General features: G+C 57.4%; 20 protein-coding genes. 10 read left to right on the top strand and 10 right to left on the bottom strand.

The features are described 5' to 3' along the window. Positions 1-33: 33 nt before the first annotated feature. Entirely contained in the window at positions 34-1,299 is a 1,266-nt protein-coding gene (locus tag RE418_RS10760; protein ID WP_237651420.1) for an MFS transporter, read from the bottom strand. Between the two features lie 669 nt (positions 1,300-1,968). On the opposite strand from RE418_RS10760, the gene RE418_RS10755 reads away from it, so the two are divergent. Together RE418_RS10755 and RE418_RS10750 are read left to right on the top strand one after the other, a co-directional pair. Then, positions 1,969-2,886 carry a TIGR03571 family LLM class oxidoreductase gene (locus RE418_RS10755; protein ID WP_025304096.1) on the top strand — a complete coding sequence of 306 codons (918 nt, stop codon included), beginning with the start codon at positions 1,969-1,971 and terminating at the stop codon, positions 2,884-2,886. Between the two features lie 158 nt (positions 2,887-3,044). Next, complete coding sequence (locus RE418_RS10750) at positions 3,045-3,476, top strand: VOC family protein (RefSeq protein ID WP_049296182.1); 432 nt, start codon at positions 3,045-3,047, stop codon at positions 3,474-3,476. Between the two features lie 6 nt (positions 3,477-3,482). On the opposite strand, the gene RE418_RS10745 is transcribed toward RE418_RS10750, so the two are convergent. After that, positions 3,483-5,027, bottom strand: a complete 1,545-nt coding sequence (locus RE418_RS10745; RefSeq protein ID WP_213928244.1) for a BCCT family transporter — start codon at positions 5,025-5,027, stop codon at positions 3,483-3,485. A gap of 158 nt (positions 5,028-5,185) precedes the next feature. Between RE418_RS10745 and betI the strand changes: the two genes are divergently transcribed. After that, the gene (betI, locus tag RE418_RS10740; RefSeq protein WP_025304099.1) at positions 5,186-5,782 is read left to right on the top strand and encodes a transcriptional regulator BetI; all 597 of its coding nucleotides are present in this window, start codon (positions 5,186-5,188) and stop codon (positions 5,780-5,782) included. A gap of 9 nt (positions 5,783-5,791) precedes the next feature. Here the strand turns inward: betI and RE418_RS10735 are convergent, their stop codons facing one another. After that, positions 5,792-7,561, bottom strand: coding sequence for an ABC transporter ATP-binding protein/permease (locus tag RE418_RS10735; RefSeq protein ID WP_049206157.1), 1,770 nt, complete (start codon positions 7,559-7,561; stop codon positions 5,792-5,794). A gap of 181 nt (positions 7,562-7,742) precedes the next feature. On the opposite strand from RE418_RS10735, the gene RE418_RS10730 reads away from it, so the two are divergent. Beyond that, entirely contained in the window at positions 7,743-8,600 is an 858-nt protein-coding gene (locus RE418_RS10730) for a GyrI-like domain-containing protein (RefSeq protein ID WP_043142553.1), read from the top strand. 34 nt (positions 8,601-8,634) lie between these two features. Here the strand turns inward: RE418_RS10730 and actS are convergent, their stop codons facing one another. Both actS and ycaC read right to left on the bottom strand, forming a co-directional pair. Beyond that, a complete protein-coding gene (gene actS / locus RE418_RS10725) occupies positions 8,635-9,384 on the bottom strand; it encodes an amidase activator ActS (RefSeq protein ID WP_049206129.1) in 750 nt (249 codons plus the stop codon). A gap of 188 nt (positions 9,385-9,572) precedes the next feature. Further along, a complete protein-coding gene (gene ycaC, locus RE418_RS10720) occupies positions 9,573-10,202 on the bottom strand; it encodes an isochorismate family cysteine hydrolase YcaC (RefSeq protein ID WP_025304103.1) in 630 nt (209 codons plus the stop codon). Between the two features lie 189 nt (positions 10,203-10,391). On the opposite strand from ycaC, the gene RE418_RS10715 reads away from it, so the two are divergent. From RE418_RS10715 to RE418_RS10705, 3 genes are all read left to right on the top strand, one after another. Beyond that, entirely contained in the window at positions 10,392-11,258 is an 867-nt protein-coding gene (locus tag RE418_RS10715; protein ID WP_346402186.1) for a LysR substrate-binding domain-containing protein, read from the top strand. 127 nt (positions 11,259-11,385) lie between these two features. Then, a complete protein-coding gene (locus tag RE418_RS10710) occupies positions 11,386-11,955 on the top strand; it encodes an HdeD family acid-resistance protein (RefSeq protein ID WP_043142563.1) in 570 nt (189 codons plus the stop codon). 135 nt (positions 11,956-12,090) lie between these two features. After that, positions 12,091-12,429 carry a hypothetical protein gene (locus RE418_RS10705; RefSeq protein ID WP_025304105.1) on the top strand — a complete coding sequence of 113 codons (339 nt, stop codon included), beginning with the start codon at positions 12,091-12,093 and terminating at the stop codon, positions 12,427-12,429. 172 nt (positions 12,430-12,601) lie between these two features. Here RE418_RS10705 and RE418_RS10700 read toward each other — a convergent pair whose 3' ends face one another. Together RE418_RS10700 and RE418_RS10695 are read right to left on the bottom strand one after the other, a co-directional pair. Further along, positions 12,602-13,210: an OmpA family protein gene (locus tag RE418_RS10700; RefSeq protein ID WP_043142565.1), complete on the bottom strand. Its 609-nt coding sequence runs from the start codon at positions 13,208-13,210 to the stop codon at positions 12,602-12,604. 3 nt (positions 13,211-13,213) lie between these two features. After that, complete coding sequence (locus RE418_RS10695) at positions 13,214-13,690, bottom strand: hypothetical protein (RefSeq protein WP_004931717.1); 477 nt, start codon at positions 13,688-13,690, stop codon at positions 13,214-13,216. A gap of 389 nt (positions 13,691-14,079) precedes the next feature. On the opposite strand from RE418_RS10695, the gene RE418_RS10690 reads away from it, so the two are divergent. The 3 genes from RE418_RS10690 to RE418_RS10680 all read left to right on the top strand — a co-directional run bounded on the left by RE418_RS10690 (position 14,080) and on the right by RE418_RS10680 (position 17,211). Further along, the gene (locus tag RE418_RS10690; RefSeq protein ID WP_319869801.1) at positions 14,080-14,694 is read left to right on the top strand and encodes a 2OG-Fe dioxygenase family protein; all 615 of its coding nucleotides are present in this window, start codon (positions 14,080-14,082) and stop codon (positions 14,692-14,694) included. Then, positions 14,691-15,923 carry a cysteine desulfurase-like protein gene (locus RE418_RS10685; RefSeq protein ID WP_089181240.1) on the top strand — a complete coding sequence of 411 codons (1,233 nt, stop codon included), beginning with the start codon at positions 14,691-14,693 and terminating at the stop codon, positions 15,921-15,923. Before RE418_RS10690 ends, RE418_RS10685 begins: the two co-directional genes overlap by 4 nt. A 295-nt stretch (positions 15,924-16,218) precedes the next feature. Then, positions 16,219-17,211, top strand: a complete 993-nt coding sequence (locus tag RE418_RS10680) for a LacI family DNA-binding transcriptional regulator (RefSeq protein ID WP_025304110.1) — start codon at positions 16,219-16,221, stop codon at positions 17,209-17,211. 120 nt (positions 17,212-17,331) lie between these two features. Here the strand turns inward: RE418_RS10680 and RE418_RS10675 are convergent, their stop codons facing one another. Genes RE418_RS10675 through RE418_RS10665 form a run of 3 tightly spaced genes read right to left on the bottom strand, consistent with a single transcriptional unit; the run spans position 17,332 to position 20,962 of the window. Further along, on the bottom strand, positions 17,332-18,729 hold the full coding sequence (locus tag RE418_RS10675) for a cytochrome c (RefSeq protein ID WP_089181241.1): 1,398 nt from the start codon (positions 18,727-18,729) through the stop codon (positions 17,332-17,334). Beyond that, positions 18,726-20,378, bottom strand: a complete 1,653-nt coding sequence (locus RE418_RS10670) for a GMC family oxidoreductase (RefSeq protein WP_025304112.1) — start codon at positions 20,376-20,378, stop codon at positions 18,726-18,728. Before RE418_RS10670 ends, RE418_RS10675 begins: the two co-directional genes overlap by 4 nt. Beyond that, complete coding sequence (locus tag RE418_RS10665) at positions 20,375-20,962, bottom strand: sugar dehydrogenase complex small subunit (RefSeq protein ID WP_089181242.1); 588 nt, start codon at positions 20,960-20,962, stop codon at positions 20,375-20,377. Before RE418_RS10665 ends, RE418_RS10670 begins: the two co-directional genes overlap by 4 nt. Positions 20,963-21,318 lie beyond the last annotated feature (356 nt).

Genomic DNA, 21,318 nt, shown 5'->3' with positions numbered 1-21,318 from the left:
TCGCTCTCCTTGATTGAATGGGATAAAACCGTCTTACACGTCGGCGACGCTCGCCGGTTTCACCGTTCTGCGGCTCACCACCGCGGGTGCAGTTTCATCGAGAAAACAGCTCAGTACGCCGGCGCAGACCGCGCCGGCAGCCGCCAGCCACATCACGCTGACCAGGCCATAGCGATCGGCGATCAGCCCGGCGATAAACGGCGCCAGGCAGCCGCCAATCACCTCGCCGATCCCCATCACCAGCCCTAATGCGGTGGCAATACGGGCTGGCGATACCGTTTCAGACGGGATGGTGGCCATAAACAGCGTGAAGCAGCCGAGGCCGGTATAAGACAGGAACACCAGCACGCCCAGCAGCCACGGGTTGTCGACGTAGCTCAGGAACAGCGGGCAGCACACCGCCAGCAGCGAAAAGAAAATCAGCGTCGGTTTGCGCCCAAGGCGATCGGAGATCGCCGGTACCGCCACGCCCCAGAAGACCCAGGCGGCGCCGATGGCGCTCATGATGCCGCCCATCGTGCCTTCACCGAAGCCACGGTCGGTCACCAAAAAGTTAGGGGTGAAGGTAATGATGATCATGAACCAGGTGACGAACACGCAGGAAATCAGAATGCACAGCGCCACGTTCTTGATTTTGAACAGCTCGCCGTAAGCGGCTTTGCCCGCCGCCTTACCGGTCGCCGGCGCGGCGATAAAGGCGGGATCTTTTTTGCCGTTCACATGGCGATAGATCAACCACGCCAGAATGATGCCCGGCACGGCGGTCAGGTGAAACGCCATGCTCCAGCCCCACTTCTGCGCCAGATAGATGATCAGCGGCGGCGCGATAATGCCGCCCAGCAGCCCCGGCGCCGCGCCCTGGATCAATCCCATATTGAAACCGCGGCGTTGCGGCTGCGATTTTTCCACCATCAACGATTGAGCGATCGGCAAAACCGGCCCTTCGGCGATCCCCATCAGCGCTCGGAAGATCAATAGCATGGCAAACCCGCTGACCAACCCCGACAGCGCTGAGAACAGCGAAAACACCAGGATCGACAGGATCAGCATCGGTTTGCGGATATTAAAGCGATCGGCTATCGCCCCCAGCCCCGCGCCAGACAGCGCCCAAGTCAATGCCAGCACCGCCGACAGCGTGCCGAGATGCACGTTGCTGAGCTTGAGGTCGGCGGCAATCATCGGAAACAGAAACGAGATGGTCAGACGATCGACGAACACGCAGCCGAAGACGAAAAACAAAATAATCAGCAACCGGTTCTCTTCACTTAATGCGCGGCGAAGCCCTGGCGATGTATTCATAGCGTCATTTGTCCATAAGTTAACTTATGAATGGCGACCCGCCATGGCATAAGTGTATTAAGCGCTCGGCCAAGAGAGGCATTGGCCCTCCTTCACGACAACAACTCATTAACATATTAATGACATAAAATTATCGCAAGCCGGCGGTCTGTCAACCGGCGCTTTCTTAGAGACGAATGAAGTTTTTATCCGGTACTATTTTAAAATCGAATTATCACAATCAGATATCTTATCACTTTGTTTTTACAGACAATAAAATAATAACGGGTATTTTCCCGCGGTTAAAAACGCCTATTTTCACGCCATCTGCGAATAATCCCATCATTCACTCTTCAGGTTTATTAATTTGTTATCCACTTTCAGTTAACGATAGGCAGCATTCGGATTCGTTTTTATCTATTGAATCATTTCGTTTTATTTCATGACCGCACAACAAAATAACTCTTACGAGGGAAAGGCTATTGGCAGGGTTACATCATTTAATCTGGACAATAACAAAAGCGCAGAGCGTGACGTAAATCACGGCAATCATGCCGTATCCTGCAAAGTAATTATGCTCGCAACAGCAATTATCTATTGCGATTAGGGCTGTTTATCTCAATTAAGCGCCATGCAACACTTCGTGCCATCGTTCGACACCGCGCCGCAAGGCCAGAGACGGAGTGACACATGAGCATCGAAAAACTAACCCGGGAGCCGCTTTCCATCGGCATCGAGTTGCCGCTGGACAACGATTGGTCCACCAGCGGGCAGCTGAAACGCCAGCAGGATGGGCGACCGTTCGGCGTGCCGGACATGAGCGAACACGCTGCGCGCATCAAGCTGGCCGATGAGCTCGGCTTTCGCGCCGCCTGGGTTCGCGACGTGCCGCTGTACGATCCGGACTTCGGCGACGCCGCGCAGGTGTTTGAGACCTTTACCTACCTCGGCTACCTGTCCAGCCTGACGCGCAATATTCTGCTGGGCACCGCGGCCGTGGTGCTGCCGCTGCGCCAGCCGTGGCTGGTACGCAAAGCGGCTTCCACGCTGCAAACGCTGAGCGGCGATCGTCTGCTGCTCGGCGTCGCCAGCGGCGATCGCCCTGTGGAATACCCGCTGTTCGGCGCCGATTACGCCGCGCGCGGTGAACGCTTTCGCACCAGCGTCGGCATTCTCAAAGGGGAAGCCGACAGCGCGCTCCAGCCTGGATTGCGCCTGCTGCCGGCCACGCCGCCGCCGCCGCTGCTGGTCGCCGGGCTGGCGCAACAAACGCCTGAGTGGGTGGGAAAAAATATGGATGGCTGGCTGTCGTATCCCGGCACGCCTGCGGACCACGTTTCGCGGGTCAAACTCTGGCGTAACGTGGCCGGTGACAAACCCTACGTCAGCTTTATTCATCTCGACCTCACAGATAACGCCGACGCGCCGATTCAGCGCCATCGCTTCGGCATCAAGAGCGGCCGCAATGGGTTGATTCAGGAACTGAGCGCCATGCGTGACGCCGGGGTCAACCACATCGGCCTGCATTTCCGCCGCAACCAGCGGCCGCTGGAAGAGACGATGCAGGAGATCGGCCAACTGGTGTTACCGGAATTCCATCGCGCCTGACGCCTGCTTTAGCCCGCTATTCCGACCTGAGCTGGTCTTTGCCCCGTTACCGGGGCTTTTTTATTTCCGCCGCTGCTAGTTCATAACAACTCAGTCTAATCCCTGCGGCCAAACGGCGGCATGATGACGGGGAAACGAGCCACCATGAGGAATGAGCAATGACGGCAAAACTGACAGAAGCGGGCTTTTGGCGCAAAACCGCCGACTCTTCATCGCTGCGCGAGCCGCGCGTGCTGATCCGGGTCTACGTCGACGAAGGCGAGATTGACCGCGCCATCGCGTTTTACGAGCAGCTGCACGGCGTGGAAGCGGATATGCGTTTCGACTTTCCCGAGCATCGGTTGGTGCTGGCAGCGGTAGGACCGTTTCTGATCCTGGAAGGCGCGGAAGAAAACCTGCGCCCTTTTCGCAGCACCGTCGGCACGCTGCTGGTCGATGACATTTACCCTTACCACCAGCGGCTGCTGGCGTCCGGAGCCGAGATCTTCTTCGGCCCGGTGGAAGTGCCCACCGGCGCCTGTTTCAATGCGCGCCTACCGGACGGCACGATTGTCGAGTACGTGCATCATCGGCCGCGCGCGGACGAATAAACCGCCTCAGGGGATCGCCGGCGTCATGGTGTAACCGCGCAGATCCTTGCGCAGGCTGACCATGTACAGCACGATCACCGCCGAGAACGGCAGGCCGCACAGCACCACTGCGGTCTGCATCGCGCTGAAACTGCCGGCGTACAGCAACCCGGCGCACACCAGCGTGGTGACCGCCGCCCAGAACACTCGCAGCCAGGCCGGCGCGTCATCGTGCGCGGAACCGCCCTGGCAGGAGAGGTTAGCTATCATCAGCGTGCCGGAGTCGACCGGCGTCAGGAACAGCACAAAGCTTATCACCACCACGAAACCGGCGGTCAGCTGGGTATAGGGCAGGTATTCGAACAGCTTGAACACCGCCATCGGCGGATCGCTTTGCGCTACCTGCCCCAGGATCGCCTGCCCGCCTTCCAGCACCAGGCTGATGGCGGTATTGCCGAAGATCGACAGCCACGCCAGCGTGAACCCGAGCGGGATCAGCAACACGCCGAAGATCAGTTCACGGATGGTGCGGCCTTTGGAAATGCGTGCGATAAACAGCCCGACGAACGGCGCCCACGCCACCCACCAGGCCCAATAAAACAGCGTCCAGGCACCCTGCCATTGGCGCGCCTTGCCGTACAGATACATATCAAAGCTGCGGCTGACGAGCGAGGTCAGATAATCCCCGAGGTTCTGCAACATGCCGTTGAGCAGGTTCAGCGTCGGGCCAGCCAGAAACACGAACAGCAGCAGCAGGCACAAGAAGCCGACGTTGATGTTCGACAGCATGGCAATGCCCTTCTCGACGCCGGTGACCGCCGCCAGCGTGGCCACCACCATCATCACCACGATCAGCGCCAGCAGTACGCCGGTGCTTTGCGGGATGTCGAACAGGTAAAACAGCCCCGAGTTCACCAGCAGCGCGCCGATCCCCAGGTTGGTCACCATCGAGATAACCGTCACCAGAATGCCGAAGCTGTCCACCAGATGGCCGACGCCACCGTGGATACGCTCGCCGAAGATCGGGTACAGCGCCGAACGCAGCGCCAGCGGCAAACCGCGACAATAGGCGAAATAGGCGAGCGCGGTGGCGATCAACGCATACAGCGCCCAACCGTGCAGCCCCCAGTGCAAAAAGGTCAGCGCCATCGCCTGTCGCGCCGCCGGCACGCTGCCGCCGCTGCCTTCCGGTGGCGACAGGAAGTGATCCAGCGGCTCATAGGCGCCGTAATACACCAGCGCAATACCGATGCCCGACGAGAACAGCATCGCCACCCAGGAGGGGTAGCTGAACTGCGGCGGCTCGTCATCCTGGCTCAGGCGAATATGGCCAAAGCGCGACAGCGCCAGCCAGAACACGAACGCCATGCAGGCGACCATCAGCAGCATGTAATACCAGCCGAACACATCGGCCACCCAGCTTTGCGCGACATTCAACCACTGTTTGCTGGCGGCGGGAAACAGCACAATCAGCGATCCCAGCAGCAGGATCACTGCCGCTGAACCGAAAAATACCGGGACATTTAATCTGACAGGTTCTTCGTCAAGCGATAGGGGAGTTTTCATTGTCATTGGCAGGCTTCCATGATGCGAAAGACAGACGATTTAAATGCAACCTTCAGTTAACATCTTATCGTCATTTATTTGACATTTTCGCAGCATATAGAGTATTGATTGACCGTTCAATCAATCAAATTCAAAGTGTGATTTGCCTATCAGTTGGGGAAAATATGTACCGCAGAGACATTCCTGAGCAGCGCAAGGAGCAGCTGATTAACGCCGCCTTCGAAACCATCAGCGTGGTGGGGCTGGCCGGAGTCACCCTCTCTCAGGTGGCGAAAGAGGCCGGGCTGTCGACCGGCATCGTCAGCCACTATTTTGGCGATAAAGAAGGATTGTTGAGCGCGACCATGCGCAAGATCCTGCGCGATCTGCGCGACGCGGTGGCCGAGTGCCGCGCTCAGGCGGCAAGCGACAGCCAGTCGCAGCTGTGCGCCATCATTCAGGGCAACTTCCACCCCAGCCAAACCAACGCTATTTCCATGCGCGCCTGGCTCGACTTCTGGGCCGCCAGCATGCACCAGCCGGTGCTGCGCCGCCTACAGCGCGCCAACGATCGGCGGCTCTATTCCAATATTTGCAGCCAGTTCCGCCGCGAGCTGCCGCTGCAGCAGGCGCGCGACGCGGCGCGCGGGCTGGCGGCGATGATCGATGGGCTTTGGCTGCGCGGTAGCCTGGCCGGGGATGACACCGATCTGCAGCAGGATTACCGCATCGCCTGCGACTACGTGATACAACGGCTCAGGGCCGCGCCATCGGCGGAGTGAACGGCAGCGTCAGCGCGGTTCCTGCTCTTCGCTGTACTGGGTTTGCCACATGGCAGCGTAGCGGCCGTTCGCCGCCAACAGCGCCTCATGCCCCCCGCGCTCGACGATCTCCCCCGCCTCCAGCACGATGATCTCATCGGCATCCACCACGGTGGAGAGCCGGTGGGCGATCACCAGCGTGGTGTGGTTGCGGCTCACCTCGCGCAGATGCCCCTGGATTTCGCGCTCGGTCTGGGTATCCAGCGCGCTGGTCGCCTCGTCGAACACCAGGATAGCCGGATTTTTCAGGATGGTGCGCGCGATCGCCACCCGCTGCTTTTCACCGCCCGACAGCTTCAGCCCGCGCTCGCCCACCCGGGTGTCGTAACCGTCTGGCAGACCGACGATAAAATCATGGATATGCGCCAGCCGCGCCGCCCGCTCGATTTCTTCATCGCTGGAGCCGGTTTTGCCGTAACCGATGTTATAGCGCAGCGTATCGTTGAACAACACCGTATCCTGCGGCACGATGCCGATCGCCTGACGCAGGCTGGCCTGCGTCAGTTGGCGAATGTCCTGGCCGTCGAGGGTAATGGCGCCGCCCTGCACGTCGTAGAAGCGGAACAACAGACGCGACAGCGTGGACTTGCCCGCGCCGGAGGCGCCGACCACCGCCACCGTGTGGCCTGCCGGAATGGTAAAACTCACCTGCTTGAGGATTGGTCGGCGCGTGTCGTAACCGAAGCTGACCGCGTCGAACCGCACTTCGCCGCGATCGAGGCGCAGCGGCTGCGCATCCGGGCTATCGACGATCTCACGCTTTTCCTGCAGCAGATCGAACATATTCTCCATGTCGATCAGCGCCTGGCGCACCTCGGAATAAATAAAGCCGAAGAAGTTCAGCGGCTGATACAGCTGCAGCAGGTAGGCGTTGACCAGCACGAAGTCGCCGACCGTCATCGTCCCCTGGGTAATGCCCTGTGCCGCCATGGCCATCATCACGATCAGCCCGATCGAGATAATGGCGGTTTGCCCCAGGTTGATCGCGGTAAAACTGAATTGGTTCTTGATGGCGGCGTATTCGTACAGCCGCCGCGACAGATCGAAACGCTCGGCCTCGAACGCTTCATTGCCGAAGTACTTCACGGTCTCATAGTTCAGCAGGCTGTCGATGGATTTGCTGTTGGCGTCGGCGTTGGCCTTGTTGAGCTCACGGCGAAAACGGGTGCGCCAGCTCACCGCCAGCACGGTGAACAGAATGTAGCAGCCGACCGTGGTCAGGATCGCCAGCGCAAACCAGCCGTTCAGCATATGCCACATGATTGCCGTGACCAGCGAGAGTTCGAACAGGATCGGCACGATGGAGAACAGCAGCCGCGACAGCACCGTGGACACCGCCTGGGTGCCGCGCTCGATAGACAGCGACAGCCCGCCGGTCTGGCGCTCCAGATGAAAGCGCAGGCTCAGCGCATGCAGCTGGCGAAACACCCGCACGCCCAACAGGCGCGTGGCGTTCTGGCTGACGTGGATAAACATCACGTTGCGCAGCTCCTCAAACAGCGCACCGCCCACCCGCGCCACGCCGTAGGCGATAATCAGCCCCAGCGGCACCGCCAGCATTTTCGCCGTCTCGCCGCTCAGCGCATCGACCATCGCTTTGTAGGCCAGCGGCACCAGCGTGGTGCTGACCTTGGCCGCCACCATAAACACGAAGGCCACCACCAGATACCCCCGCAGCCGCGGGTTGTCTTTCGGCCACAGGTAGGGCAGTAGGAATTTCAGCAAACGGGAACGGTCCATCATGTAATATTCATCTTCTCGGTCGGGCTCGCGGCGCATGGCCGCGCGGGGGTTATGAGTTTGGCCTGGCCGGCGGCGAACGCCTCAGCCATTCCGTTTTCCTGCGGTGGCAACTCAGCATCATCCGTCAGGAGAAGCAGCAGCGACTCGGGCAAAGTTCAGGCATGGAGGAGACAATCACATGACCCAGACGTATGCAAAGCGCTTTGCGCAGGTCTTTGACTATATCGACCGCCACCTGGACGAAGCGCTTACCGTCGACACGCTGAGCGAAGTGGCCCATTTTTCGCGCTTTCACTTTCAACGCCAGTTTAGCGCGTATTGCGGCATCTCGGTGTGGCGTTATATCCAGTGGATGAGGCTTAAACGCGCCTCTTACCGCCTGGCGTATAACCCGCTGGAGCCGGTGATTGACATCGCGCTGGACGCCGGTTTTCAAAACCCGGAGTCCTTCAGCCGCGCCTTCAAACAGGCGTTCAGCCAAACGCCGAGCCAGTTTCGCAAACAGCCGGCCTGGATCGATTGGCAGCAGCGCTTTCCCGAGCCGAAACACAAAAGGAAACAACCCATGAAGGTAGACATTGTCGATTTCCCGGCCACGCCAGTGGCGATGATCGAACATAGCGGCCCGCCCGCGCTGGTCAACGAAACCGCCGCACGCTTTATCGAGTGGCGCAAAACCAGCGGCCTGTCGCCGGTCAGAAGCAGCCGCACTTACGGCATCGCACCGCACGATCCGGCCACCACCGACGCGCAAGACTTCCACTTCTTCATTTGCGGCGAGGTCACTGCACCGATCCCGGAGGACAACGCCTCTGGCGTGGTGAACGGCACGCTGCCGGCCGGACGCTGCGCGGTGCTGCGCCATCACGGCTCGCTGGATGGGCTCTCGGAAAGTGCCCACTATCTGTACCGCGAGTGGTTGCCGGCCAGCGGCGAGGAGCTGCGTGACTTTCCGCTCTATTTCCACTACCACAACTTCGTGCACGAGGTGGCGGAATATGAACTGGTGACCGATCTTTATCTGCCACTGAAATAGCTGACATCCGGCCCCGTAAGGAGCCGGATTAATGTTAACAGGACGGCGACGATCCCTGCGGCGGCAGATAGCGCTGTGGATCGAGCGCGGTGGCGCGGTAGCGGATCTGGAAATGCAGGAACACCGAATCGGTGCCGGTGCTGCCCATGGTGCCAATCTTCTGCCCCGCTTTCACATCCTGGCCGTTGCGCACCAGCGTGGTGTCGTTGTGCGCGTAGGCGGTAATAAAGTCTTCGCCGTGCTTAATCATGATCAGGTTGCCGTAGCCGCGCAGTTGGTTGCCGACGTACACCACTTTGCCCTTGGCGGAAGCATAGATCGGCTGGCCGCGCTTACCGGCAATGTCGATGCCCTTGTTGCCGCCATCGGCATTGGAGTACGCCTGCACGATCCGGCCGCTGGTCGGCCAGCGCCAGCAACGTGCGGCGCCCGGCGGTGGCGTTTGCTTGGCGATAGCGGAGGAAGACGTTTTACGGCGCGTGGCGGCGGTTTTGGTCGGTGCGCCGCCGCTCAGCCGCAGCTTTTGCCCCACTTCCAGGCTATAAGGCGGGCGTATCTTGTTGATTCTGGCCAGATCGCTGACTTCGCTGTCGGTGATCCAGGCGATGTAGTACAGCGTATCGCCCCGTTTGACGGTGTAAGACTTGCCGGTGTAGCTGCCCTTCGGCAGTTTGTCGTAGTCACGGTTGTAGGTATTTTTACCCGAACACCCGGCCAACAATAGCCCCAATGTCAGACACACCGCGATGCGGCGCCACCTCGCCAGCTTGCTTCCTGTGCTCAAATCCTGTCCCCAATCGTCTTTTCGGTTCTGATACGCGTCAGCCGCACAGTGTAACATTTGCGCCGGGTCAGTCAAAAAGCGGGAAAGAGGCAACTATCGGAAAACAACTGGCACGGAGGCCGCTGCGGCACGATCGGCGGGAGGAAAAATGGCGCCATAAGGCGCCAAATCATGCAGCGATGCCGGGGTTACTGTTTACCTGAGGTCAGCAAACTGAAGCTGGTCATCAGATTGCGATAGTCAGGGATATGTTGAGAGAACAGGTTCCCCAACCCTTCGATATCATTTCGCCAATCGCGGTGCAATTCGCACGCCGCGCCAAACCAACTCATCAGCTGCGCGCCGGCCTGGGACATGCGATCCCAAGCCGCATCGCGCGTAATCGCATTGAACGTGCCGGATGCGTCGGTGATGACGAAAACCTCATACCCCTCTTCCAACGCAGAGAGCGCAGGAAACGCCACGCAAACCTCGGTCACCACGCCGGCGATGATCAGTTGTTTCTTGCCCGTGGCCTTTACCGCCTTGACGAAATCTTCATTATCCCAGGCATTGATATTGCCGGGACGAGCAATATAGGGGGCGTCAGGGAACGTTTGCTTTAGCTCTGGCACCAAAGGGCCGTTCGGTCCGTTTTCAAAACTCGTGGTCAGTATCGTCGGTAAATTGAAGTATTTAGCCAGATCGGCCAGCGCCAAAACATTATTTTTGAATTTATCCGGATCCTGATCTCTAACCAGGGACAGTAGCCCCGTCTGATGATCGACTAATAACACGGCGGCCTGTGCCTTATCTAATCGGTTATATTTAAAAGTCATTCCCTTCTCCTTTATCATCAAAATCATCAAATTCCGATCGCCCCATGCATTCCAAGCATGTAGCATGCTTTAAAACGCTCCGACATCAGGCTAGCAATGAACCAGCCGGGTAAATAGAACGATTATTGGGAATGAGTATCTCACCACTGGGAAGGTCAACTTTATATGATAGATTTCAATGAGATGGTTATGTTTGCCAGAGTAGTTGAATGCGGTGGATTTCTTTCCGCCAGTAAGAAGTTTGGTATACCCAAATCGACGCTATCAAGACGAATATCCAATTTGGAAAAAAGGCTCAATGTCAGACTTATTCAGCGTTCAACGCGAAACCTCATGGTCACCGATATAGGAAAAGAATATTATCAGTACTGCCTGCAGATGATTAGCACCGCAGAGAAAGCGGAATTCCTCATTATTAACAAAAGCGAAAAACCCACTGGAAAAATAAAACTAACCTGCTCAAACATTCTCCTGGATCTTGGCCTAACGGAAGTCCTGGCGAAATTCATGCTGCAATACCCCAAGGTCAATTTGCATGTGAAAATATTTAATCGCAACGTGGATATTATTTCTGAAGGGTATGACCTCTCATTAAAACTCATCGCCGATGAGCCCAAAAACAGCAACTTGGTGATGCGTCGAATTTGCGCTGTGCCCACCGCATTTATGGTCGCCCCCTCTGCAACTATTCAGTACCAAAGTATCAATACGCCCGAAGATCTCTCCAGTTTGCCAACGGTCGGGTGGTTATCGACCCATCTTCAGGCCGCCTGGACGTTTCAACAAGCCGATCGCGAAGTCAAAATAAACAACGAGTCGCGCATGGTGTGCGATGACATTCGCCTGATCAAGGAATCGATCGTAAAAGGCGTCGGTGTTGGCTGCCTGCCGCTGAAATTAGCCCGCCAGGAACTGCTCGACGGCAGCCTGAAAACGCTGCTCGACGACTGGACATTGGAACAACACAAGATTGTCGCGTTTTACCCTTCCAGACAAGGACTCCCCCCTTCGGTAAGGGCGCTGATTGATTTCATCGTTGATGAACTGGCCGAATAACACGCCGCTACCAAGCATAAACGCCACGCCGGATTTACCGCAGTGATTAAAAAGTGACTACTATAATAGAGCGCTCGGAAAAATAGAGTGCCCCCGAGGATCGCAACAAAGAGAATGGAGCTGTAACATGCTAAACCTTGATCGCAATAATCTGCCCCTCCTGAGCGAAGAACTGCTCAAAAAGCAACGCACCACCCTGCTGATCATCGCCTTCCTGCTGCTGGCGGGCGGTATAGTGTGCCTGGTTAATCCTTTCGCCTCCGGCGCGGCGCTGAGCATCGTGGTCGGCGTCCTGCTGCTGTTGAGCGGCGCCGGGCTGATTATCGCCATGATCGCCAACCGAGCGCAGAATACTTGGCCGATGATCGGCGGCATTCTGCTGGGTGTGGCCTACCTGATTATCGGCTATGTGTTCATCACCAGCCCGCTGGCGGGCATTCTGGCGCTGGCAGTGTACCTCGCCGTGCTGTTCGCGCTCGGCGGCATCGCCCGCCTGGCGGCTGGCTATATGCGCCGCGGATTGCCGGGCAACTGGCTGCAGTTCGTTATCGGCGTGCTCGATTTGATCATCGCCTGGATGCTGATCGGTTCAGGCCCGGCGGCGTCGGTCACGCTGGTGACGGCGATCGTCGGCATCGAGATGCTGGTCAGTTCCTTTGCGCTGTTCCAGGCGGCGAATCTGTTTAAACGCGCCTGACTCTACCGGCCCGCCATCGCGGGCCTCATCGCTTTCGTTGCTTCCAGACAAAACAAGGCGATACCCCCTCGGCTTGTCCGTGGTTATCTTCATCGGTAAGTGCCAATATAGGCGCAGACAAGGGAGCTGAAACCGATGACAACCCATTCCAACCCGTTGAACTCGCGGGAAGTCTGCCTGCAATTACGCCATTTCAATCAGGTAATCGGGCAACAATGCCGCAATATGGCGCGCCAAAAAACCACCTGCCCGTGCTGCCTGACGGACATCGCCACCGGCTGCGACGCCGGTATCAAACTGTGTGGACAGCAGTTGGCCAAACCCAACCCGCAAACCCCGTTATTCCGGCAGATTCGCAACTTGCTGCTCGATCTGCGCGCAGAAGCGATAGGAGTTCACAGAATAGACGTCCTGAACCGCACCAATAACGAAATCTCCTGGCTGTTGCGCGAGCTATATTTCGAGACGTTCTGACCCGCATTTTGTCGGGGTCGCTAAAGCGAAAGCCGAAAGTGGGATACAGGCTTTTGGCGACGCGATTATGTTCATCAATCATTAACGTCACCGGCTCCACGCCCTACAAGCAGTCAGCAGGAGAGCCCGTTTAAAAGCGGCTCTGGCAAAAGAAACGTCCACCGACGCGGGGTTAACCGGCGGCAGCGGTTTTCGGCAACACGAAGTCAACCCGCCGATTCTTGGCCCGGCCCGTCGGCGTGTCGTTGGAAGCCACCGGTTCAGCCTCCCCTTTTCCCCGTTCACTCAGACGAGATTTTTCTACCCCATGTGCGATCAGCCAAACAGCCACCGCACGTGCGCGTCGCAGCGACAGATCCTGATTATATTTATCGCTGCCCACCGCATCGGTGTGCCCCTCGATCACCACGTTCCCTACCGGTTCGGCCGCGATAAATTGCGCCACCTGTTGCAGCGCAGGCTCCGCTTTAGCAGCAATCGCATCGCTGTCGAAAGCGAACAGCACATCGCTGCGCATCGATAACGTTACGGCATTTTTGCTGTCTCTGACGGAAATGTCGGCGGATTGTTTAGCCAAATCCGCTGCCTTACTCTGCAGATCAAGGACGCCGGCATTCAGCCCCGAAGGCAAACCAACCAAATCCAGCCGGGTGGCCTTAAGATCGAGTATCACCGGTTTCCCCACGGATGCCGGCTCTCCGCTGTCAGCCCATGAACCCAATGACACCAACCCAAAGGCTAACATCCCACCCACACAGGCGGCTTTCCTGAGGCCGTTCATCGCTCAACGATCCGTAATGGCTATCGGCCCGAGCGGCTCGACGTTGGCGATCGTCAGGTACACCTCTTTCACATCAGGTGGAGGCGCAGGGAAGCTGCCAAACCAGGTGGCGACATAGGGAATGCCTGAACTTGAGCTGAATGACACGCTGGGAGAGGCCAGTGGGACATTATTGCTATCGGTAAGCAGCAGGTATTTTTTATTACCCACCAGAATATAGAAGGATTTCTCAAGGCTGCTTTTATCCAGACTGCTATACAAGCCTTGCCCATTAAGGTTGTCTTTCAACCCTTTGAAACGCACTTTGATGGTCAGGATTTCACCGTGGCGCACGGCCTCGGTCACTTGCGCTTCGGCTACGCCGCTGCTGACGATCCCGGTAGCCAACGGTGTCACGGGGGGATCTTCCGCGAAGGCCATGCCGGGGAACATTATCGACGCAAACAGGCAGGAAATGACGAATTTTCTGACATGCTGCATGATCGGAGTCCTTATTCAGGGGGAATTGAAGATTGTTCTTTCAACAACCAGGCAATGCCACTGCGGTCACTCTGTCCCGGAATTATAGTAAAGCACCTCATATTCATGAGAGTTATCCCTGAAAGCGTAACCTTGGTCACGTTATGCTTGCGCATGAATTCTCCCCCCGTTAGCGCTTATTTTGCTGAATGACCCGCTTCATACCGGCATTCCCTTTCGCTCATCCTCTCTACTGTTCACCCCACTTTACGACCGCCGTCACACCTCGCCACCGCCAAATTGCGTTGGTTATAGAGTCGTCTACAATTCAATCGAATTACCCCCTACAACATCAGAAATTATTATTATTAGAGGTGATTATGTTACAGAAACACGAAAACGTAATAAGTATGACTGTACTAAGCCCGCAAGCCACCCAACAGCTGATGCCATCGTTCTCCTCCTTGCCCCACACGCAACACGCCGACGGAAAATATCGCCTGCGCCGTTACTCGGTCGTCAAATACCTCAACCCCAACGTCGCCGAAGTGGGGCCGCGCACTTTCATGCAGTCGGATCAGATCAACCACTTTCAGGGCAACGTAGTGCGCCGCTTCGAACCTATCGACAGCGCCGTGTTGCAGAGCGCCGGCATGGCAGAGATGTGCAACCTGTTTGCAGAAAGCAACGAACTGCTGGAAGGCGCCGAGATAGAGATCCACCAGATGCGCGTGGTCGCCATCGAGAAAGACACCCAGGTGGCGCCGGAAGGCATTCACCAGGACGGTTTCGACCACATCGCGATGATCGCCATTCACCGGCACAACATCGTCGGCGGTGAAATCATGCTGTATGACGACAGTCACCACGATCCCTTCTTTAAAAAAGCGCTGGCGGACGGCGAAGCCGTGCTGCTGGCGGACAGCAAACTGTGGCACAACGCCACGCCGATCAACGCCGTGAGCCCAACAGAAGAAGGCCATTTGGACCTCTTCGTCCTCACCGCGCGGGGAGAGAAAGCATGACCTTTACTCCCGAGCTCGCCCGCCGCCAGTTCAGCGCCCTGTCCCAGCTAATCGACGGCAAACCGGCGATCTTTTTCGACGGCCCCGGCGGTGCGCAGGTTTCACGGGGCGTGCTGGAAAAAATGACGGATTACCTGGGGGCATACAACGCCAACCTGGGCGGCCACTACTTCTCCAGCCGAGTCACCGGCGAGGTGATGGGCCAGGCGCGGGAATCGGTGCGCGCCTTGTTAAATGCCCCGTCGGCCGACACCATCGTCTTCGGCATGAACATGACCACGCTGACTTTTCATCTCAGCCGCATCATCAGCCGCGACTGGCAGGCCGGCGATGAGGTCATCGTCACCGCGCTGGATCACTACGCCAACGTCTCCAGCTGGCAGCAGGCCGCTGCCGACAGAGGGGCCGTGGTGCATCAGATACCGCTCGAGAGCGCCGACTGCGCATTGGATGCCGCGAAAGTGTGTGAGCGCATCAATGCCAACACCCGCCTGGTGGCGGTCAGCTACGCCTCCAACGTCACCGGCAGCATTGTCGATATCAAAACCATCGTCGAAGCCGCGCATCGGGTCGGTGCGCAGGTGTATGTCGACGCCGTTCATTACGCCCCGCATAACCTGATCGACGTACAGGCGCTGGGCTGTGATTTCCTGGTGTGCTCCGCCTACAAGTTCTTTGGCCCGCACGTCGGCATGGCCTACATCGCGCCGCAGTGGCTGCAGCGCCTGCGTCCGTACAAAGTCGAGCCGGCCACCGACGTCGGCCCCGGCCGTTTCGAGACCGGTACTCAGAGCTTCGAAGCGCTGGCCGGCGTCGCGGCCGCTATCGAGTATCTGGCGCAGTGGGGCTCGCCCGGCGCGCCGTTAAGGCAGCGTTTGCAGGAGAGCTTCGCCGCCTACCACCAGCATGAAGAGGCGCTGTGCCGCCACTTCCTGCAGCGGCTGCAGCAGCTCGACGGGGTGCGGCTTTATGGCAATCCCCAGGCGGACAGCGCGCGCCGCACACCGACCTTCGCCCTGACCTTCAGCGACCATACGCCTGACGCAATCGCCCGCCGCCTCGGGCAGCACAACATCTGCGCCGGCAGCGGGCATTTCTATGCGTTGGGCTTGGTGCAACAGCTGGGGTTGCAGGACGGCGGCGTGCTGCGCATCGGCATGATGCACTACAACACTCAAGGCGAGATCGATACGCTGTTCAACGTGATCGCCGAAGATATTCTCAGTTAACCCGGCCACATCGCCCGCTCACCTTATTGAGCGGGTTGAGCGGACGAAAAGGAATCAAACTGCCCGCCTTTTCTTCCATGAGAGTCCACGGCACGCTGATGCGTGCCTTTCTTTCACTCCGTTACGAAATGCGGGGATAATGAACATACTCATGCTGGAACGGCAAAAGAAGCCGGGATCGGCGCATCGTGCGGTTGTCACCGGATACGCCGGAGGTAGCGCATTGCACGCATTCTCTTTTGACTCAGCAGTGGGCATAATGACAAACACGGTCTGGGTCAGATGAGTATGAATGGTGAAGTCGCAGCGAATTACGTTAAATGACATTGCTGTACTGGCGGGTGTAACCAAAATGACGGTCAGTCGCTATCTGCGCACGCCGGACAGGGTTAAACCGGAAACAGCTGCGCGCATTGCCGCCGTTATCGAGGAAGTCGGCTATCAGGCCGATCCCGACAATCCCGCCCTCTATTCCAATAGCCCTCCCCTCATCGGCGTTCTGGTTCCTTCTTTTAACAATCTGATATTTGCTGATGTCCTCGCCGGCATTGAATCCGTGACGTCTATACAGGGTTATCAGACGCTGGTCGTCAATTATGACTACAACAGCAAACGCGAAGAGGAGCAAATTGCCGCGATCCTGGCTTTTAAGATAAAAGGGCTGCTGCTGACCGAGTCGGTCCATAGTTTGCGGGCGGAAAAATTCCTGAAGACGGCAAAAATACCCGTTGCTGAAATCATGGGGCTGTCAGGCAATACAGATCGAATTAACGTGGGTTTTGATAATGTGAAAGCCGGCTACGATATGACCACCATGCTGCTGGCCAGCGGTAAAAAACGCATTATCTATTTTGGTTCAATGTCTGATATCCGCGATGAACAGCGTTATACGGGATACTGTCAGGCAATGGCTAACCATGATTTACCTACCGGTCGTATCTCCCCCAATAAGATCTCTTCCATTTCGATTGGAACAGGCATGATGACGCTTGCGAGCCAGATGTATCCGGATATGGATGGGATTCTCTGTACCAACGACGATCTGGCCGTGGGCGTGTTACAGGAATGTCTGGCAAACGGTATCAGCGTGCCAGCGCAAATGGCCATTGCCGGATTTCACGGTCTTGAGATCGGGCAGATCATTACTCCTCGGTTAGCCAGCGTACTGACGCCACGGTATGAGATGGGGAAAGTGGCGACAGAAATCATAATAAAAAAAATTAAAGGGCTGCCGACCATTGAACGTGTCGATCTCCACTTCCGCCTGTCAATGGGGGAGACAATATAGCTTGCCCCTGCCAGTGACTTTATCATTGGCCATCACTGCCCGCTTCGCCAGAAGACCATCTCTCGTTATCCCGGCCAGAGATTCGGCCAGATGGCGCCACCCACCTGACCAAACGCCCCCTTAACGTGCCTTGCGGCGGCGGAGCCAGAATAGGACCAGCAGAATAATGACGACCGCCGCGACGGCCATGCCAGGCAGAATCATCGGCTGTGCGCGCGCCAACAGCGGTTTCGGGCCCCCGGCGCGCACCTCACTCACGTCGGCCTCAGTCACGCTCAGCGTGCTGTTGCCGTATTTCTGCAGTACGAAGTTAGCGATATCGGCAACCTGCTTATCCGTCAGTTCTCCGACATAGGAACCGGCGCCAAAGCTCGGCATCAGGACGTGCTTACCGTCAACCCGGCGATCAACCCCCTGCAAAATGGCGGCAATCAGGTTTGACGGATTGCTCGCGGCCGTGGTGGAGTTGTTGAACAGCGAAGGGTAGGCCTGGTTCAAACTGCCGCTGCCGTCCGGCTGATGGCAACTGGCGCAGTAGCCGCTGTAGAGCGCCTCGCCGCTATTGAGCGTGTGGTTGGCGTTGGGCGAATTGATGCCGCGGAGATGGTGCTCAACGTTGTAATGCGCTTGACTAAAGCTATTGCCCTGGCGCTCATCGCCCTGTGACGGCACGGTCTTCAGGTAAGTCGCTATCGCCTGCAGCTGCTGGTCGGTCAGGTATTGGAAGCTGTGCTCAACGGCTTCAGCCATTGGCCCCGCCGCTTGCGCGCGCCCTTCCGCCCGACCGGTTTTCAGGTAGGCCACTAACTCCTGCTCGCTCCAGCCACCGATCCCTTCTTGGCGATCTGCGGTGATATTCGGCGCGTACCAAGAGCCCAACGATGCCCCCATCAGGAAGCGCGAATTGTCTTCCGCCATCAGCACATTACGCGGCGTATGACAGGTTCCACAGTGAGCCGGGCCCTGCACCAGCGCGGCCCCTTCGTTCCACGCCTCACCTTTCGTCAGATCCGGGGTGAAGCGCCGATTGTCCAAATAAAGCCTGTTCCACACCGCCATGGAGAGGCGGATGTTGAACGGAAACGGCAGATCGGTTTGGTGCTTGGCCGGCTCATCGACCGGGGCAACGCCATGCATGAAATAGGTATACAGAGCGTGGATCTCGTCATCACTCAGACGGGTGTAGGCGGTGTAGGGCATGGCCGGATAGAGATACGCCCCATCTTTCCGGATCCCGGCGCGCAGCACGTCGGCAAACGCCGCTTCGGAATAGCCGCCGATGCCGTATTTTACCGATGGAGTAATATTGGTGGCGTAGATAGTGCCCATAGGGGAAACGATGCCGTACCCCCCGGCAAAAGGTTTACCCTGCTGCTGCGTATTCGTATGGCAGGCCATGCAGTCCGAGGCGATAGCCAGCGCTTGCCCTTTAGCGATCAGATCGCCGTCCTGGGCATGCGCCGCAAAACCGCTTCCCAGCAGCAGCGTCGCTGCCAGCGCGTGGGTGATTTTATTCATTTGCTCTCCAGGGCTCGAAGTACGTCATTGGCCGCCTTGAGTCCAAGCGCCGCCATCGTCAACGTGGTGTTGACAACGCTGGCTGAAACCATGGCGCCTCCACCCGGGATCCAAAGGTTGTCGTGATCGTGAGCGCGGCAATTACCGTTCACCACCGAGTTCGTGGGGTCGCTGCCCATGATCGTGCCGCCCATAATGTGGTTGTTGGCATTCAGCTTGTCGTTAATCACAAACTCTTGCGCATCGAACAAGTCGCCAATCTGCCGTAGCTGGGTTTTGACCACTTCCAGCCCTTTGCGCACGTAATCGCCGACGTCGTAGTGGATGTCCGGGCAGGCCAGGCCATGCTTGTCTTTGCGAGTGGGGCTCAGGGTCAGACGGTTGTTCGGGTCCGGCAGCGGTTCCAGGCTGATGGAGAGATCCACCGAGCGGCTGGCGCGATCGCGCACTTCATCCTGCAGCGCCTTGCCGACCTTGCCCGTTTTCAGGACTTCAAGGGCGGAGGGGATCACCCGGTTGATGTTGTTGATGATGATCTTGTTGGCGGAGTGGTCGCTGCGGAACGCGCCGTCACGATACCCCACCATGCAGCTGCTCTGCGCCGGGCCGCGGCCAACCCACAGGGCCTCTCGCGCCAGGAAGGAGCAGTGCAGGCCCGAGTGATCCATCATGTTGCGTCCCACCTGATCCGAGCTGTTCGCGATGCCGTTCGGGTTCTTTTCGTTGGCCGCCAGCAACAGCAAGCGCGGGTTCTCAATCCCATTGCAGGCCAGAACGAACGTTTTACCGATCGCCCGATGGGAGTTGTGCGCCGTGTCATACCAGTGAACGGCGGTGACGCGGTTATTGTCGTCGGTGTCAATTTTGTACACCACCGCTTCAGGGATCACCTTCGCCCCCTTGTGTTCGGCCCGTTCAACGTGGTGAATACCGTTGTACATCGCCCCGATCGGGCAAATCGGCTGGCAATTGTTATTGCCGCAGCAGGTGGGCCGTCCATTCCAGGGCCGGGTGCTGCGGCCTTGCGGAATGGGCACCGATTTAAAACCGTGAGGATTAACAATCTCAGCAATGCGTCTGTCGCCGTAGGCCCAGGGCACCATGTCCATCGGGTAAGGCCCGCTGCGTTCCGCAGGGGACTGCCACTCCGGATTATTCGGGCCGGCAACGCCTATTTCCTCTTCGGCTTTCGCGTACCACGGTTCGATATCTTCGTAAGAAATAGGCCAGTCTCTCCCCACGCCATAGAGAGATTTCATGCGAAAATCATTGGGATGGTTGCGCCAGCAAGAAGCGGCCCAGTGCCAGGTGGTTCCCCCCACCACACGCAAATAGCCCTGTTTAAAGCCAGAGCCATTGGGGCCGGTCAGTTTGATATAGTCGTTCTCCGGGAAATAGAGCGGCGCGGTGGCGTACTCCGATTGCGGGTAAAGCCCCTGAAAATCCGACCCCGCACGATTGTGCAGTGGCATATTGCGCCAGTTTTCCACAGCCTGTGCGCGCTCAATGCGCGGGCCTGCCTCAAGTACCAGCACCGAGTAGCCCTGGCTCACCAAAGCATCCGCCATCAGACCGCCCACAATACCGGAACCGACAATGACGACATCGGCCTCTGCATCGCCGGAAGCATTAATTATTGGGCTTTTCACACGCGGTCCTCATATTTTTTATCGGCTACGGCAGGCACATCTGTTGCGGGAATGGAAGGTTGGCGGGTAACGCCCGGCGGCAGGCCGGTCCACCACAGCGGGCCAAAATTGCACCAGGTCGGCACGATCAGGGCATCCTGAACCGTGCGATACATCAGTGCCTCTTTATAGGTAATCAACTGACCCTGCTCGGCGCTTGAAGGATCTACAGTTCCGGTATACCACGCGGTCACGATGGCCTGAATAAGCTCCCTCTGCCCCTGTTCAATCGCATGTCGGTTCAAGGTTTCCGCATCGGTAGCTTGCTGGCTCAGGGTGAACAGGGCGTTGAGTTGCGAGTTCAACTGCGGAAAATGTTCGCGCAGTGCGGAAAAATAGCGGGCGGAGAGGGTGACGTCCAAATCGTCAAACTCGGTAATTTTTCTCGAAATTTGCAAAAATTGCGCGTATTCAACGGGCGAGGCGGCAATTTGTGCCCGTTCGGCATAGGTTATATTTGAATAAGGCAACAGGCTGGCGGCGACGATGACGCCCACCATTTTTCCCAGCGCCTCCCTGCGGGTAAGCACGATTTGCAACGACATTGTTAGCTCCGAAATAATTTATTTTTATATAGTTTTTTTAATATCTATCAGAACGCAGGCAAACCAAAATAAAAAATTGTGCCAATGGGGAGGAACCGCATTAAAAGATCAAGGCGTTATGAGATTGGCTACATCGACTACAGAGGTAAACTCACGGCCTTTAAGGATGTAATGTGAACCTGAAGAAAATATCCCTGTAAATAATACGGCGTAATCTCTGCCGTAAATTTATTCAACCTAACTCAATCTTTAAAAATTAGGGGCTATGGCTTTGACGGGAAAGGCGTATTCTTCGGAATCGCTGCAGACAGCGGATGAGCGAGGCTTTCCGCCGGGCAGCCTGAAGTCGCGATACC

The sequence above is a fragment of the Serratia sp. szju genome, from assembly GCF_044594185.1.
Classification (GTDB): Bacteria; Pseudomonadota; Gammaproteobacteria; order Enterobacterales; family Enterobacteriaceae; genus Serratia; species Serratia bockelmannii.
The sequence above is the reverse complement of the archived record's forward strand: the minus strand, read 5'-3'. Positions and strand labels throughout refer to the sequence as shown.

Bases quoted from the DNA above. Each gene is read 5' to 3' on its own strand.
- RE418_RS10760 (WP_237651420.1), bottom strand. From the start codon at position 1,299: ATGAATACATCGCCAGGGCTTCGCCGCGCATTAAGTGAAGAGAACCGG.
- RE418_RS10755 (WP_025304096.1), top strand. From the start codon at position 1,969: ATGAGCATCGAAAAACTAACCCGGGAGCCGCTTTCCATCGGCATCGAG.
- RE418_RS10750 (WP_049296182.1), top strand. From the start codon at position 3,045: ATGACGGCAAAACTGACAGAAGCGGGCTTTTGGCGCAAAACCGCCGAC.
- RE418_RS10745 (WP_213928244.1), bottom strand. From the start codon at position 5,027: ATGACAATGAAAACTCCCCTATCGCTTGACGAAGAACCTGTCAGATTA.
- betI (WP_025304099.1), top strand. From the start codon at position 5,186: ATGTACCGCAGAGACATTCCTGAGCAGCGCAAGGAGCAGCTGATTAAC.
- RE418_RS10735 (WP_049206157.1), bottom strand. From the start codon at position 7,561: ATGGACCGTTCCCGTTTGCTGAAATTCCTACTGCCCTACCTGTGGCCG.
- RE418_RS10730 (WP_043142553.1), top strand. From the start codon at position 7,743: ATGACCCAGACGTATGCAAAGCGCTTTGCGCAGGTCTTTGACTATATC.
- ycaC (WP_025304103.1), bottom strand. From the start codon at position 10,202: ATGACTTTTAAATATAACCGATTAGATAAGGCACAGGCCGCCGTGTTA.
- RE418_RS10715 (WP_346402186.1), top strand. From the start codon at position 10,392: ATGTTTGCCAGAGTAGTTGAATGCGGTGGATTTCTTTCCGCCAGTAAG.
- RE418_RS10710 (WP_043142563.1), top strand. From the start codon at position 11,386: ATGCTAAACCTTGATCGCAATAATCTGCCCCTCCTGAGCGAAGAACTG.
- RE418_RS10705 (WP_025304105.1), top strand. From the start codon at position 12,091: ATGACAACCCATTCCAACCCGTTGAACTCGCGGGAAGTCTGCCTGCAA.
- RE418_RS10700 (WP_043142565.1), bottom strand. From the start codon at position 13,210: ATGAACGGCCTCAGGAAAGCCGCCTGTGTGGGTGGGATGTTAGCCTTT.
- RE418_RS10695 (WP_004931717.1), bottom strand. From the start codon at position 13,690: ATGCAGCATGTCAGAAAATTCGTCATTTCCTGCCTGTTTGCGTCGATA.
- RE418_RS10690 (WP_319869801.1), top strand. From the start codon at position 14,080: ATGACTGTACTAAGCCCGCAAGCCACCCAACAGCTGATGCCATCGTTC.
- RE418_RS10685 (WP_089181240.1), top strand. From the start codon at position 14,691: ATGACCTTTACTCCCGAGCTCGCCCGCCGCCAGTTCAGCGCCCTGTCC.
- RE418_RS10675 (WP_089181241.1), bottom strand. From the start codon at position 18,729: ATGAATAAAATCACCCACGCGCTGGCAGCGACGCTGCTGCTGGGAAGC.
- RE418_RS10665 (WP_089181242.1), bottom strand. From the start codon at position 20,962: ATGTCGTTGCAAATCGTGCTTACCCGCAGGGAGGCGCTGGGAAAAATG.